The sequence below is a fragment of the Rodentibacter rarus genome, assembly GCF_001998965.1.
Classification (GTDB): Bacteria; Pseudomonadota; Gammaproteobacteria; order Enterobacterales; family Pasteurellaceae; genus Rodentibacter; species Rodentibacter rarus.
Genome location: NZ_MLHJ01000096.1, coordinates 1 through 13,535, shown reverse-complemented (window position 1 = coordinate 13,535; position 13,535 = coordinate 1). Strand labels below are relative to the sequence as shown.

Annotated in this window: 12 protein-coding genes; 4 read left to right on the top strand and 8 right to left on the bottom strand. The window is 39.9% G+C overall.

The features are described from left to right. Nucleotides 1–257: 257 nt before the first annotated feature. Complete coding sequence (gene rfaD, locus BKK50_RS09280; RefSeq protein ID WP_077417491.1) at nt 258–1,187, bottom strand: ADP-glyceromanno-heptose 6-epimerase; 930 nt, start codon at nt 1,185–1,187, stop codon at nt 258–260. Between the two features lie 78 nt (nt 1,188–1,265). Next, nucleotides 1,266–1,769 carry a protein disulfide oxidoreductase gene (locus BKK50_RS09275; protein ID WP_077417489.1) on the bottom strand — a complete coding sequence of 168 codons (504 nt, stop codon included), beginning with the start codon at nt 1,767–1,769 and terminating at the stop codon, nt 1,266–1,268. A 111-nt stretch (nt 1,770–1,880) separates the two neighbouring features. On the opposite strand from BKK50_RS09275, the gene deoC reads away from it, so the two are divergent. Next, nucleotides 1,881–2,552 carry a deoxyribose-phosphate aldolase gene (gene deoC / locus BKK50_RS09270; protein ID WP_077417487.1) on the top strand — a complete coding sequence of 224 codons (672 nt, stop codon included), beginning with the start codon at nt 1,881–1,883 and terminating at the stop codon, nt 2,550–2,552. Between the two features lie 19 nt (nt 2,553–2,571). On the opposite strand, the gene mazG is transcribed toward deoC, so the two are convergent. Together mazG and BKK50_RS09260 are read right to left on the bottom strand one after the other, a co-directional pair. Then, entirely contained in the window at nt 2,572–3,369 is a 798-nt protein-coding gene (gene mazG / locus BKK50_RS09265) for a nucleoside triphosphate pyrophosphohydrolase (protein ID WP_077417485.1), read from the bottom strand. Between the two features lie 174 nt (nt 3,370–3,543). After that, nucleotides 3,544–4,263, bottom strand: coding sequence for an MgtC/SapB family protein (locus BKK50_RS09260; RefSeq protein WP_077417483.1), 720 nt, complete (start codon nt 4,261–4,263; stop codon nt 3,544–3,546). A 157-nt stretch (nt 4,264–4,420) separates the two neighbouring features. On the opposite strand from BKK50_RS09260, the gene rimO reads away from it, so the two are divergent. From rimO to asd, 3 genes are all read left to right on the top strand, one after another. Continuing rightward, nucleotides 4,421–5,758: a 30S ribosomal protein S12 methylthiotransferase RimO gene (rimO, locus tag BKK50_RS09255; RefSeq protein WP_077417480.1), complete on the top strand. Its 1,338-nt coding sequence runs from the start codon at nt 4,421–4,423 to the stop codon at nt 5,756–5,758. A 24-nt stretch (nt 5,759–5,782) separates the two neighbouring features. Further along, nucleotides 5,783–7,798: a UDP-glucose:protein N-beta-glucosyltransferase gene (locus BKK50_RS09250; protein ID WP_077417478.1), complete on the top strand. Its 2,016-nt coding sequence runs from the start codon at nt 5,783–5,785 to the stop codon at nt 7,796–7,798. Between the two features lie 149 nt (nt 7,799–7,947). Further along, nucleotides 7,948–9,063: an aspartate-semialdehyde dehydrogenase gene (gene asd / locus BKK50_RS09245; protein ID WP_077417476.1), complete on the top strand. Its 1,116-nt coding sequence runs from the start codon at nt 7,948–7,950 to the stop codon at nt 9,061–9,063. A 60-nt stretch (nt 9,064–9,123) separates the two neighbouring features. Here the strand turns inward: asd and BKK50_RS09240 are convergent, their stop codons facing one another. From BKK50_RS09240 to BKK50_RS09225, 4 genes are read right to left on the bottom strand one after another with little or no spacing between them, the layout of a single operon-like run. Further along, nucleotides 9,124–10,173, bottom strand: a complete 1,050-nt coding sequence (locus BKK50_RS09240; protein ID WP_077417474.1) for a tetratricopeptide repeat protein — start codon at nt 10,171–10,173, stop codon at nt 9,124–9,126. Beyond that, a complete protein-coding gene (locus BKK50_RS09235; RefSeq protein WP_077417472.1) occupies nt 10,174–10,938 on the bottom strand; it encodes a tetratricopeptide repeat protein in 765 nt (254 codons plus the stop codon). A gap of 8 nt (nt 10,939–10,946) precedes the next feature. After that, nucleotides 10,947–12,209, bottom strand: a complete 1,263-nt coding sequence (locus tag BKK50_RS09230) for an MBL fold metallo-hydrolase (RefSeq protein WP_077417470.1) — start codon at nt 12,207–12,209, stop codon at nt 10,947–10,949. A gap of 1 nt (nt 12,210) precedes the next feature. Then, on the bottom strand, nt 12,211–13,299 hold the full coding sequence (locus BKK50_RS09225; protein WP_077417468.1) for an SEL1-like repeat protein: 1,089 nt from the start codon (nt 13,297–13,299) through the stop codon (nt 12,211–12,213). Between the last annotated feature and the right edge of the window lie 236 nt (nt 13,300–13,535).

The following is a 13,535-nucleotide window of genomic DNA, read 5'->3' as shown; positions in this document are numbered from 1 at the left end:
ATAGTACAAGGCGTTAAAGTAGAGTAAAACGTGCGGTATTATGTAGCAAATGCACAAAACAGAAATTTTAACCAAAACGTAGGGACACACTGCGTGTGTCCGTTATAAAATCAAATTATTTCAATAGCTTAAAATTCGGACACACGCAGTGTGTCCCTACAAGATAACAAAAAACAACGTTGTGCAACTGCTGCATAATACCGAAATTTTTGACCGCACTTTTTAAATATCTCAGATAAATTCAATCTAATGATCGATTACTTTTTATTGAGCCACGCCATATAGTCGGCCGTTCCTTCGGCAACGGATTTAAACTCGCCTTTGTAACCGGCGGCGCGTAATGCGGTTAAATCCGCCTGAGTAAAGGTTTGATAGCGGGATTTGAGATGATCAGGGAAAGGAATGGTTTCAATCTGTCCTTTACCGTGGAATTTGATCACCGCTTGGGCAACCGCTTGGAAGGATTCCGCAAGGCCCGTCCCAAGATTGTAAATACCGGAAATGCCATTTTGCCATGCCCAAATATTGACTTTCGCCACATCTTCCACATAAACAAAATCACGCAAAAAGTTTTCTGAGCCGGCAAATAATTTCGGATTCTCCCCTTTCAACATTTGATTATTGAGGTGGAATGCCACACTGGCCATTGAGCCTTTATGTTGCTCTCTTGGCCCATACACATTGAAATATTTGAACCCACAAACCGGTGAGTCTGCTGTCGGTAAAACTTTTCTCACATATTCATCAAATAAGAATTTTGAGTAGCCGTAGGCATTAAGCGGGCTTTCAAATTCTCGTTTTTCAATAAAATTCTCGGTACGTCCGCCATAAGTGGCGGCACTGGAGGCATAAAAAAACGGAATTTGGCGATCTAGGCAATAATGCAATAATTCTTTCGAATATTCATAATTGTTTTGCATTAAATATTTGCCATCCCATTCCGTGGTAGCAGAACAAGCACCCTCATGGAAAACCGCATCAATTTCACCAAAATCATCACCGGCAATGATGGATGCGATAAAATCTTCTTTGTCGCAGTAATCGGCAATATCTAAATCCACCAAATTAATAAATTTCGTCCCATCTTTTAAATTATCGACGACTAAAATATCTTTACGTCCCATTTCATTTAATGCTTTGACAATGTTGCTGCCAATCATGCCGGCGCCACCGGTTACAATAATCATAATCTTATCCTTTTTTAGATGTATAAATGTGTTGTCATTGTAATGGATTTTCAGAATAAGGTAAAAGCCACACGGCGCTTAACTTAAAAATTCACTGAAAAATAACCGCACTTTTAACCCCCAATAACTCGTCCAGCCGGTTGTCGCAAGACTCATTTTTCCTTTATTTAAAATGATGATCGTAGGGGTGACATTCACTTGCCATTTTTGTGCGATGATCCCTTGGGGATCATTGACTGTGGTGAAGCGATAATTGTGTTGGGTTAAATAATCTTCAATTTCTTTTTCATCGCCTGAACGTAAGGCTATCGAAACCACCGAGTACCCTTCTTTTGCCAGATCATTGATGGCAGGTGAGGTATATCGACAATAACCGCACCAAGTTCCCCAAAAATAAATCAATGTGGGTTTATCTTGGACGATTTGTGGGAGGAAAAAACCATTACCCTGTAAATCATAGAGTGCCGTTGCATTGATTTCAGGCGGAATTTCAGGTTGACGTATAACATCTAAAAGATGACTGACGATAATGAAGGTAAATAGGAGTGAAACGCTATTTTTGAGTAAGGCGGTGAATTTCATAATCGGCTCGATAAAAAAGAATAGCGATAATTTATCATAAAAGTGCGGTCAATTTTCAGCATATTTTGTTATCATAGCCCGACAAAATTTTCATTATTAAGGAGAAGAAAAATGGACAGCAAAACCCTAGCAAAATATATCGACCACACCACATTGACCGCTGAAAAAAACGAGCAAGATATTTTAACACTCTGTGATGAAGCCATAAAATATGGTTTTTATTCTGTGTGTATCAACTCGGGATATATCCCTTTAGCAAAAGAAAAATTGGCAGGAACGGCAGTGAAAATTTGTACTGTTGTGGGTTTTCCCCTTGGGGCTAATCTCACCTCGGTAAAAGCCTTTGAAACACAAGAAGCCATCAAAGCCGGGGCGAATGAAATTGATATGGTGATTAATGTAGGGTGGATTAAATCGAACCAATGGCAAGCGGTAAAAGAAGATATCCAAGCAGTATTGAAGGCTTGTAATACTGTGCCTTTGAAGGTCATTTTAGAAACCTGCCTACTCACCAAAGATGAAATTGTTAAAGCCTGTGAAATTTGTAAAGAAATAGGTGTGGCTTTTGTCAAAACTTCTACCGGGTTTAATAAAGGCGGCGCAACAGTGGAAGATGTGGCGTTAATGAAAAAAACGGTGGGGCATATCGGCGTAAAAGCTTCCGGTGGTGTGCGTGATACCGCCACGGCTTTGGCGATGATTGAAGCCGGTGCAACACGAATTGGTGCAAGTGCCGGTATTGCGATTATTGGTGAGGAAAATCATACAGAAAGTGATTATTAAACCATAAAAATAGCGAGCATTAGCTCGCTATTTTCTCTTCTTTTTTTACCTCATCCCACAATACATCCATTTCGATTAAAGAAAGTGCGGTCAATTCTTTTCCCATTTCCTTAGCTTTTTGTTCAACCTTACGGAAACGTTGTTCAAACTTATGATTTGCTTTGCGTAAGCTTTCTTCAGCATTGCATTTTAAGTGGCGGGATAAATTAACGGTGGCAAAGAACAAATCGCCGATTTCTTCTTCAATACTTTCCTTATTTTGTGGATTTTTATTTACTTCCTCTTTCACTTCTTGCAATTCTTCTTCAATTTTTTCAAAAACAGGAGAAATTTCAGTCCAGTCGAAACCTATTTTTGAACATTGTTTCTGCAATTTTTGCGCTCTCATTAATGCAGGAAAGGCAGAGGGAATTTCATCTAAAATGGATTGGTTTTGTGTTTTGGATTTTTCTAAGGCTTTAATGCTATTCCAGCGGGCAAGGGCTTCCTCTTCATTTCCGGCTGTCGCATCGGAAAAAACGTGTGGATGACGGCGAATAATTTTTTCAGCAATGTCATTTAACACATCATCAAAATTAAAATAGTTATCTTCCGAGGCTAGCTGACTAAAAAAAACGACTTGGAGAAGTAAATCACCCAATTCTTCACGTAAATTGCGGATATCTTTTTTTTGAATGGCATCAACTACTTCATAGGTTTCTTCAATAAGACAAGGGATCATTGATTCATAATTTTGTTTTAAATCCCAAGGGCAACCGTTCTTCGGATGACGAAGCTGAGCAATTAATTTGATAAAGTCTTGAATTGAATGTGACATAAATAAACCTCTAAATAAAAACTGAATTAGTATAAAGTTTATCTATGAAAAAATGAAATGTATTTGATGGCAGCCGCGGAGAAGATCTCATGCTGCCATCCAGTTTGAAACGTAAAAATCAGGATTTAATAAAATGCGCTATAGACCATACAACGTTTACAACAAAAGTATATTCTAGTTTTCAAACAACTCCACGCTCAGCACTCCCTCTTCTGTTTTTAGTAATGTGTAAATGTCTTTAATCATCGTACTATCAATAGCAAAACATCGAATTTGGACACGAATTTCATTATTCGCTAAATCTTTGACAGAAAGGTTTTCAATGCGGTAGTCATTTTGAATTAATAAATCCGTGATTACAGCAAGAGAAGCCGATGAGCTGAGATGGATGATAATTTTGGTTTTCTTTTTACGTCCTTTACGGCGCACCAAACGTTGCACCATTGGGCTGAAACGCACGGCAACCAAAATCATTGCGGTGGCAATAAGTGCATCAAAAATAAAGCCTGCCCCGGTTGCAATGCCGATACCGGCTGCTGCCCAAATGATCGCTGCTGTGGTTAAACCTGAAATCGCATCATTCTTTTTATGTAAAATCACTCCTGCGCCAAGAAAACCGATTCCACTAATTACCTGTGCAGCAAGGCGCATCGGATCGGTACGAATATTTTCTGACACCTGTGCATAATGTTCGGCAGCTTGGATGGAAACCATCGTTAATACACAAGTGGTAATCGCAATAATCGAACAGGTTTTAATGCCAACAGGTTTGTGTTTTAATTCACGCTCTAAACCGATAATGCTCCCCAAAAGCAAGGCTAAAAACATTTTACCGAGGATAATCAAATGATGAGAGCTTAAAAGTGCGGTCAAAATGAGGGATGAATTTTCCATAGCGCTATTTTCCTAATAAAATCAGGTAGAAATTCTAATGGGTTGAGAAATGAAAATACAATTAATTTTACAATCTTTTACGTTTAGTTTATCGCCTTTCATATTGAAATTGAGTAGAATTAGCCACCTTTAATATGAATAACGTAGAGATAAATTTATGCAAAATTCAACCCGAAATATTGGCTTTGTAAGTCTGGGTTGTCCAAAAAACTTGGTGGATTCCGAGCGGATTCTCACGGAACTTCGCACGGAAGGTTATAACATTGTGCCAAGTTATGAAAATGTGGATTTGGTGATTGTCAATACTTGCGGTTTTATTGACAGTGCGGTGCAAGAATCCCTAGAAGCTATCGGTGAAGCATTGGAAGAAAATGGTCGGGTGATTGTCACCGGTTGTTTAGGGGCAAAGGAAGATCGTATTCGTGAGGTGCATCCAAAAGTATTAGAAGTGACAGGTCCTCATAGTTATGAAGCGGTGATGGAACAAGTACATAAATATGTGCCAAAACCTTCTCATAACCCTTACACCAGCCTTGTGCCAAAACAAGGGGTGAAACTCACACCAAAACATTATGCTTATTTGAAGATTTCCGAAGGTTGTGATCATCGTTGTACTTTCTGCATTATTCCTTCTATGCGTGGCGATTTAGAAAGTCGTTCTATTACCCAAGTATTGGAGGAAGCCAAACGTTTGGCAGAAGCAGGGGTGAAGGAATTATTAGTGGTATCGCAAGATACTTCCGCCTATTCCATGGATTTAAAACGCCAAGAGGGAGGCGTGAAAACCGCATTTTGGAACGGTATGCCGATTAAAAATGATTTGATGACGCTTTGCCGACAGCTGGGAAAACTCGGTATTTGGGTGCGTTTGCATTATGTTTATCCCTATCCCCATGTAGATGATTTAATTCCACTGATGGCAGATGGTACGCTATTGCCTTATTTAGATATTCCTTTACAACACGCCAGCCCAAAAATTCTCAAAGCAATGAAAAGACCAGGCAGTATTGACCGCACTTTAGAGCGAATTAAAAAATGGCGTGAAGTTTGCCCGGATTTGACCTTGCGTTCCACCTTTATTGTGGGTTTTCCGGGGGAAACGGAAGAAGATTTTGAATTATTACTCAACTTCTTAAAAGAGGCACAGCTTGATCGTGTGGGCTGTTTTAAATTTAGCCCGGTAGAAGGTGCACCTGCAACGGAGATGGCTGATCAAGTGCCGGAAGAAATAAAAGAAGAACGCTACCATCGTTTTATGCAATTACAACAAGAAATTTCAGCCAATCGATTGAAACAAAAAGTCGGCAAAACCTTAGAGGTGTTGGTGGACGAAGTTGATGAAGAAGGCATTATCGGGCGCTCACAAGCAGATGCACCGGAAATTGATGGCTTAGTTTATGTAGATAACCCAAACGGCATTGATGTGAAAATCGGTGACATCATAAAAGTAACTATTATCCAATCAGATGAATACGATCTGTGGGGTGTTTGTTAATAACAAAATAAGAAGGAAAATAAAATGTCTGAGGTAAAAAAACCGAGTGTGTTACGCTTTGAAAAAGAAGTAGCGGCGAAAAACTATGAAGCGGCGTGTGTGGAACTACTTGATATTCTAGGTAAAATTGATGCCAATTTTGGCGATATTCAAGATATCGAAATTGATTTTCCACCACAACTTGAAAATCTGACGAAAGATAAAAATATCTATTTTTCCACCCGTATGGCTGTCGCCATCACGCAATTATTTATTGATCCGAAATTAGATATTACCCTCTCAGGCGCACAACGTTTTCTCGTTTTACAACGTTGGTTAAATATGATTTTTGCTTCCTCGCCTTTTGTGAATGCAGATCATATTTTGCAAACCTATAATCGTAATCCAGCCCCTCAAAATCCGTTAGATATTCATTTGGATACATCCACGAAATCTTCGTTAATTAAATTCTGTATTCTCTATTTACCGGAATCCAATGTTAATCTTAATTTAGATGCTTTATGGGATCTTGATCAGGATCTTTGTGCCTCACTTTGCTTTGCACTGCAATCACCACGGTTTATTGCGACACAACAGGCATTTAGTAAACGTGGTGCACTGTTACAATGGTTCCCGGAAAAATTAGCGCAAATTGAAAATCTCAATAACCTACCTAGTGGAATTTCTCACGATGTCTATATGCATTGTAGCTATGATATCGCTGGCAATAAACACGATGTCAAACGAGCATTAAATCAAGTGATCCGCCGTCATCTTCTTTCATCGGGTTGGGAAGATCGTGATGTGAGCAAATTAGGTGAGCGTAATGGTAAACCGGTGATGGTCGTGCTTTTAGAGCATTTCCACTCCGCACATTCTATTTATCGTACCCATTCCACTTCTATGATTGCCGCACGTGAGCGTTTTCATTTAATCGGTATTGGTGGCGAAGCCGTAGATGACGCAGGCAGAGCTGTATTTGATGAATTCCATTTAACCAAAGGTAATAATATCCTCGAAAAATTGATGTTTTTAAAATCAATTTGTGATGAAAACGGTGCAGCGATATTTTATATGCCAAGTATTGGTATGGATCTTACAACGATCTTTGCAAGTAATACCCGTCTTGCGCCCATTCAAGTTATTGCATTAGGACACCCTGCCACAACCCATTCGGACTTTATTGAATATGTGATTGTGGAAGACGATTATGTGGGGTCAGAGGAATGCTTCAGTGAAACCTTATTGCGTTTACCAAAAGATGCCCTTCCTTATGTACCGTCCGCCCTTGCACCACAGAATGTAGAATATCGTCTGCGTGCAAATCCGGAAGTGGTCAATATTGGGATCGCCTCGACCACAATGAAATTAAACCCATATTTCTTGGAAGCCTTAAAGGCCATTCGTGATCGTGCCAAAGTGAAAGTGCATTTCCACTTTGCATTGGGTCAATCCAGCGGCATTACCCACCCTTATGTGGAACGTTTTATTAAATCTTACTTGGGAGATGATGCCACGGCACACCCACATTCACCTTATCATCAATACCTTCAAATTTTGCATAACTGCGATATGATGGTAAACCCATTCCCATTTGGAAACACGAACGGAATCATTGATATGGTTACCCTCGGTTTAGTGGGCATCTGTAAAACCGGCCCTGAAGTACACGAACATATTGATGAAGGCTTATTCAAACGTTTAGGTTTACCTGAATGGTTAATTGCCCATACGGTGGATGAATATGTAGAAAGAGCCATTCGTTTAGCCGAAAATCACGAAGAACGCTTGGCTTTACGTCGTCATATTATTGAAAATAACGGCTTAAAAACCCTCTTTACCGGTGATCCAAGCCCAATGGGAAAAGTTTTATTGGAAAAATTAAACGAGTGGAAAGCGGTAAATTTACCGGAAAAACCGAAGAAAAAACCAACAAAGAAAACAGCTGTGAAAAAAGCAACGGAAACGAAAAATACAGTGAAGAAAAGTGCGGTCAAATCCGAGACAAAATCTACGGTAAAAAAATCCGTGAAGAAAACCACGAAAAAAACGGAAAAATAGCTGAAAATCCCCGAAAGGGGATTTTTTCTTGAATAAAAATCAATGAATGAATAAATTTATTGATATTCATCACAAAAAACTTGATTTTGATCACACTATCTTGTAATTAATAGCTCCATTCAAACACAACATTAACAAAGGAAAATACTATGAAAAACGTCGGTTTTATCGGATGGCGCGGAATGGTCGGTTCCGTATTAATGGATCGTATGGTGCAAGAAAATGATTTTGCAAACATCAATCCTGTTTTTTTCACCACCTCTCAAGCCGGGCAAAAAGCCCCGGTCTTTGCAGGCAAAGAGGCGGGCGAACTCAAAAATGCCTTCGATATTGAGGAGCTCAAAAAATTAGACATTATCGTCACCTGCCAGGGCGGCGATTACACCAACGAAGTCTATCCAAAATTAAAAGCAACAGGTTGGAATGGCTATTGGGTGGATGCGGCTTCCGCATTGCGTATGGAAAAAGATGCCATTATCGTGCTTGATCCGGTCAATCAAAATGTAATTGACGAAGGCTTAAAAAACGGCATTAAAACCTTCGTAGGCGGAAACTGTACAGTGAGCCTTATGCTGATGGCAATTGGCGGATTATTTGAACGTGATTTGGTGGAATGGGTCTCTGTGGCAACCTACCAAGCCGCATCCGGCGCAGGTGCAAAAAATATGCGTGAATTGCTTTCCCAAATGGGTTTATTGCGTGATGCAGTGAAAGAGGAATTAGCCAACCCGGCGTCTTCCATTTTAGATATTGAACGCAAAGTGACGGCAGAAATGCGTTCCGCCGATTTCCCAACAGAAAACTTTGGTGCGGCACTGGGCGGTAGCCTCATCCCTTGGATCGACAAATTATTACCGGAAACCGGACAAACCAAAGAAGAATGGAAAGGCTACGCCGAAACCAATAAAATTCTTGGCTTAAGCGACAACCCAATTCCGGTTGATGGTTTATGTGTGCGTATCGGTGCATTACGTTGCCACAGCCAAGCCTTCACCATCAAACTGAAAAAAGATTTACCGTTAGCGGAAATCGAACAAATCATTGCTTCTCACAATGAATGGGTGAAAGTGATTCCAAACGACAAAGAAACCACATTAAAAGAACTCACCCCGGCGAAAGTGACCGGAACATTAAGTGTGCCAGTCGGACGTTTACGCAAACTCGCCATGGGCGGTGAATACCTCGCTGCCTTCACCGTGGGCGACCAACTCCTATGGGGGGCTGCTGAACCGGTTCGCCGTATTTTGAAACAGTTGGTGGGGTAGGTTTTACTCGCTAATGTAAAAACGGTCGGTTGTTTAACAGAACAACCGACCGTTTGTTATTTACTCCTTCTTCATTTCTTTTTCATTAGTTTCACGACATTTATCGCAACCTTTCTGGCTACCAAAATCACAGGCAGAACCAAAATAACCTTTGGCTTTTGTCTGATCTTCCGTTTTCTCACCTAATTTTAGCCAAAATTCAGGATCACGGTTGCTATTCATTTCAGCCTCTAAAATTGCCACTCGTTCTTGGTATTCTTTCGGAATATCCATAGTCAGAATCTCGACTTTTAATTCATCAAGAGATAACTCTTCTAGAATCTTCTTTAGTGTTTTGTTTTGTACAGGTGAATGTCTCTCCGCTAATAACTGCTGGGCTTTAGCTTCGTTTTTCTCCGTACCAATCCCTAACAAATAGAAAATGGCTAATTGTTTATAAGTATCCTCAAATAAAAAATTGATATTTTTCGTAACCAGCATGGATAGATCAACGGCTGCCACATTTAACGCTTTTGCCCGTTGATAAGTTTGTAACGACCAATCAAAGGCTTTCTCCCAGTTTTGTTTTACCCCGATTCCTTCTCGATACATTATGGATAATGAGGACATTGCGTCAAAATAACCTGCCTTGGCTGATTTTTCTACCAGCATCGCTGCGGTGAGTTCATCATTTTCCAAATAAGAAACAGCTAAATTATAATCAGCTTTAGCATCACCTAAGGCTGAGGCTTTTTCTAACAAGGCTTTTTTATCGGATTTGTTTTCCTCGAGAGCCGCCAATTCCACATAAGCATGAGCCATTTTCTGCTCGGCGGCTTTTTCATACCATTTTTTCGCTAATGTATTATTCTCATTCTCCTGATAAAACTCAGCCAATCCGTATTGAGCGACAGCATAGCCTTTTTCTGCCAACACTCTCAATCTCTCGGGGGCGATTTCTTTTTCTTCGGAATCGGATAATTTAAATGTGCCACCATAATAATCACGTTGAATTTGTTTTTCCAACTGACGAACCTCAGCTTGCTCAGGATAATACTGGGTAAAATAAACCCCAGCCCCAATACCTGAGGCTAAAACGAAGCCGCAAAGTAATAAATTTTTGATTTTCATTTATATCCCTTCCTCTAACATTGCCAACACTTCACACCCGTCCTGATTTCCACCCTTACAGGCTTGGCTTGCCCAATATTTTGCTTTCGAAATATCTTGTTTAACGCCTAGCCCAAGCCTATACATAATCCCCAAATTAGTTTGAGCCATAGCCTCCCCTTGCTCCGCTGCCAAGGTGTACCATTTCACCGCTTGGTGATAATCTTGCTTCACACCTTCTCCGTTGTTATACATCACCCCCAAATTATGTTGAGCCATAGCCTCTCCTTGCTCCGCTGCTAAGGTGTACCATTTCACCGCTTGGTGATAATCTTGCTTCACGCCTTCTCCGTTGTTATACATCACCCCCAAATTATGTTGAGCTATAGCCTCCCCTTGCTCCGCGGCTAAGGTGTACCATTTCACCGCTTGGTGATAATCTTGTTTCACACCTTCTCCGTTGTTATACATCACCCCTAAATTATATTGAGCCTTTGCATCCCCTTGCTCTGCGGCTAAGGTGAACCACTTCACTGCTTGGTGATAATCTTGCTTCACGCCTAGTCCGTTGTTATACATCAGCCCCAAATTAAATTGAGCCGATGCAAACCCTTGCTCTGCCAAAGGCTTCCAAAGATTGTAAGCGGTTTGATAATCGCCTTTTTCTGTAGCTTCAAATCCTTGGTTAAACTGACTTTCATTGTCCGCATAAACCACAGGGCTAATGGTGGCAGTAGAAAACGCAAAAAGTGCGGTGAAAAATAGGGTGTTTTTTTTCAGTTTCATTTTGAGTCTCATAATATATTGAAAGTGATATAACTATTTTGATTAACTAATATTGGGGAATAAGGTAAAAAATCTTTAACGACTTCAGCATGTGGATGGCGATAATTCGCATAATTCGGATCGGCAGAAAAAACAGAAATGCAAGGCTGGATTTTATCTGCCAAACCTTTATGCCAATTATTTCTAGAACCGTGATGAAGTACTTGGAAACAAAAAATATTTTGAATCCGTTTATCGCCCAAAGTTAATTTTAAATGTTCAAATTGAGAAGGTTTGTTTAATGAACCATCTCCTGTGTATAAAATACTATTACGATAACTGATTTTTTGGTTATGTCCTGAAAATAAATCATAAAATGTCTCTTCTTCCCTTACACCTTTTGCTTTTGAATAAATCCCTTCTGATTTTCGATCTTCAAATAACGAAATATGCTGAAAATATTTTATTTGTGCTGCTTGCTTTATGTTTTCAATATATCCAACATACAAGAAAAGCGAAATAACATTTCTATCTTTACTATTTTTCTTTCCTTTACTATCAGTGCGAACAAAATATTTATCACAAATCGCTTTTAATTTATTTATTTCTGCTTTGCCATACTGTTGGAGTTGCGTGATTTTCTCGATTTCTTCTTGATATTGTTTAAAATCACTTGGGTATTTTTTCAATTCTGAAAGGGGAGCATTATAAAAAATAAATTCAACGACATTATGATGAAGATAGCCATACCCTTTTAACAGCTTCACTTTATTATGGTGAATTGCTTTTTCATTCAAATCTTGAAATTCTATTCTTCCTTGCCTATCAGGATTAAGAGGAAAATCAATATCTTCCGTCTCAGGTAATAATAAAATTTGTCCTTCCTCTGAGAATGAATCAGAAAAATTTTCTAAAATATATACAGTTGGGTTCAGATAAAAACGAAATAGCGAGCTGTTAAAACGAATATTTGCCATATCAGCTAAAATAAGGCGTTTCCACAATGGAAAATAGGGAATGACTAAACGTTTGACTTTCTTTCCCAATAGTAAATTGCCTAAACCACTAATATGATCTTCATCAAAATGGGAAATCACTAATAAATCAATCGGCTCATTATCTTTCAATTCCGACCGCATTTTAGAAATAGAATGGTTTAAATATTGTCGGGCGGATTTCACCGCCCCACAATCATAAACCCAGTTAAACTTTTCGCTATTATTGTTAGAAACTGAACCGCTTGAAAATAGCCCTTGCCCCACACCCCAGAAGGTACACTCTATTTCCAGCATACTATTTCCCCTCATTCAATATACGATAAACATCACAGCCATTTTGATTGCCATTATCACAGCCTTTACCTACCCAATATTTTGCTTTTTGCCTCTCTTGCTTAACCCCTTGACCGAGTCCATACATTATCCCCAAATTAGTTTGAGCCTTTGAAACCCCTTGCTCAGCAGCTAGGGTGTACCATTTCACCGCTTGGTGATAATCCTGTTTTACGCCTCGTCCGTTTTCATACATCACCCCCAAAACAAATTGAGCATATGCATCCCCTTGCTCTGCCGCTAGGGTGTACCATTTCACCGCTTGGTGATAATCCTGTTTCACGCCTCGTCCGTTTTCATACATCAGCCCCAAATTAAATTGAGCCTTTGCATTCCCTTGCTCTGCGGCCAAGCGGTACCATTTCACCGCTTGGTGGTTATCTTGTTTCACGGCTTCTCCTTTGCTATACATCACCCCCACATTAAATTGAGCCTCTGCATCCCCTTGCTCTGCCGCGAGGGTGTACCATTTCACCGCTTGGTGGTAATCCTGTTTTACGCCTTCTCCGTTGTAATATGCATTGCCTAAATTAAATTGAGCCGATGCATCCCCTTGCTCAGCGGCTAGGGTGTACCACTTCACGGCTTGGTAATAATCTTGTTTTACGCCTTCTCCGTTGTAATATGCATTGCCCAAATTAAATTGAGCCTTTGTTTCCCCTTGCTCAGCGGCTAGGGTGTACCACTTCACGGCTTGGTGATAATCCTGTTTTACGCCTTCTCCGTTGTAATATGCATTGCCCAAATTAAATTGAGCCTTTGTTTCCCCTTGCTCAGCGGCTAGGGTGAACCATTTCACCGCTTCGGTCTTATCTTGTTTCACACCTTTTCCGTTGTCATACATCACCCCCAAATTAAATTGAGCCGTTGCATTTCCTTGCTCTGCTAAAGGCTTCCAAAGATTATAAGCGGTTTGATAATCACCTTTTTTGTATGCTTCAGCGCCTTGCTTAGCTTGGCTTGCATTATCTGCATAAGCCAACGGGCTAAGCGTTGCGGTGGAAAAAGCAAAAAGTGCGGTGAAAAATAGGGTGGTTTTGTTGAATTTCATTGGATTTTCCTCTTTGGTTAAATTGTTGAATTGGTTAAAAAATGATTATAAGTTGTTTTTTTTTTGCGCAATATTTTATACTTTAGCCTTCATTAATTGATTTAAACTTGGGCGATATTGGCATAAAAAGTCGGAGGAAAAGGAAGGCTGAACTTAGCACAATTAGTGATATAATGCGCCCATTCCATTCTTTTAAGTGCGGTCGTTTTTGACTGATTTTTCCGGTATTATGCAGC

What these genes read in the sequence shown, in the direction of transcription:
- BKK50_RS09230 (WP_077417470.1), bottom strand. Translation starts at nt 12,209, where the DNA reads ATGCTGGAAATAGAGTGTACCTTCTGGGGTGTGGGGCAAGGGCTATTT.
- deoC (WP_077417487.1), top strand. Translation starts at nt 1,881, where the DNA reads ATGGACAGCAAAACCCTAGCAAAATATATCGACCACACCACATTGACC.
- BKK50_RS09250 (WP_077417478.1), top strand. Translation starts at nt 5,783, where the DNA reads ATGTCTGAGGTAAAAAAACCGAGTGTGTTACGCTTTGAAAAAGAAGTA.
- asd (WP_077417476.1), top strand. Translation starts at nt 7,948, where the DNA reads ATGAAAAACGTCGGTTTTATCGGATGGCGCGGAATGGTCGGTTCCGTA.
- BKK50_RS09260 (WP_077417483.1), bottom strand. Translation starts at nt 4,263, where the DNA reads ATGGAAAATTCATCCCTCATTTTGACCGCACTTTTAAGCTCTCATCAT.
- BKK50_RS09240 (WP_077417474.1), bottom strand. Translation starts at nt 10,173, where the DNA reads ATGAAAATCAAAAATTTATTACTTTGCGGCTTCGTTTTAGCCTCAGGT.
- rimO (WP_077417480.1), top strand. Translation starts at nt 4,421, where the DNA reads ATGCAAAATTCAACCCGAAATATTGGCTTTGTAAGTCTGGGTTGTCCA.
- BKK50_RS09235 (WP_077417472.1), bottom strand. Translation starts at nt 10,938, where the DNA reads ATGAAACTGAAAAAAAACACCCTATTTTTCACCGCACTTTTTGCGTTT.
- BKK50_RS09275 (WP_077417489.1), bottom strand. Translation starts at nt 1,769, where the DNA reads ATGAAATTCACCGCCTTACTCAAAAATAGCGTTTCACTCCTATTTACC.
- rfaD (WP_077417491.1), bottom strand. Translation starts at nt 1,187, where the DNA reads ATGATTATTGTAACCGGTGGCGCCGGCATGATTGGCAGCAACATTGTC.
- BKK50_RS09225 (WP_077417468.1), bottom strand. Translation starts at nt 13,299, where the DNA reads ATGAAATTCAACAAAACCACCCTATTTTTCACCGCACTTTTTGCTTTT.
- mazG (WP_077417485.1), bottom strand. Translation starts at nt 3,369, where the DNA reads ATGTCACATTCAATTCAAGACTTTATCAAATTAATTGCTCAGCTTCGT.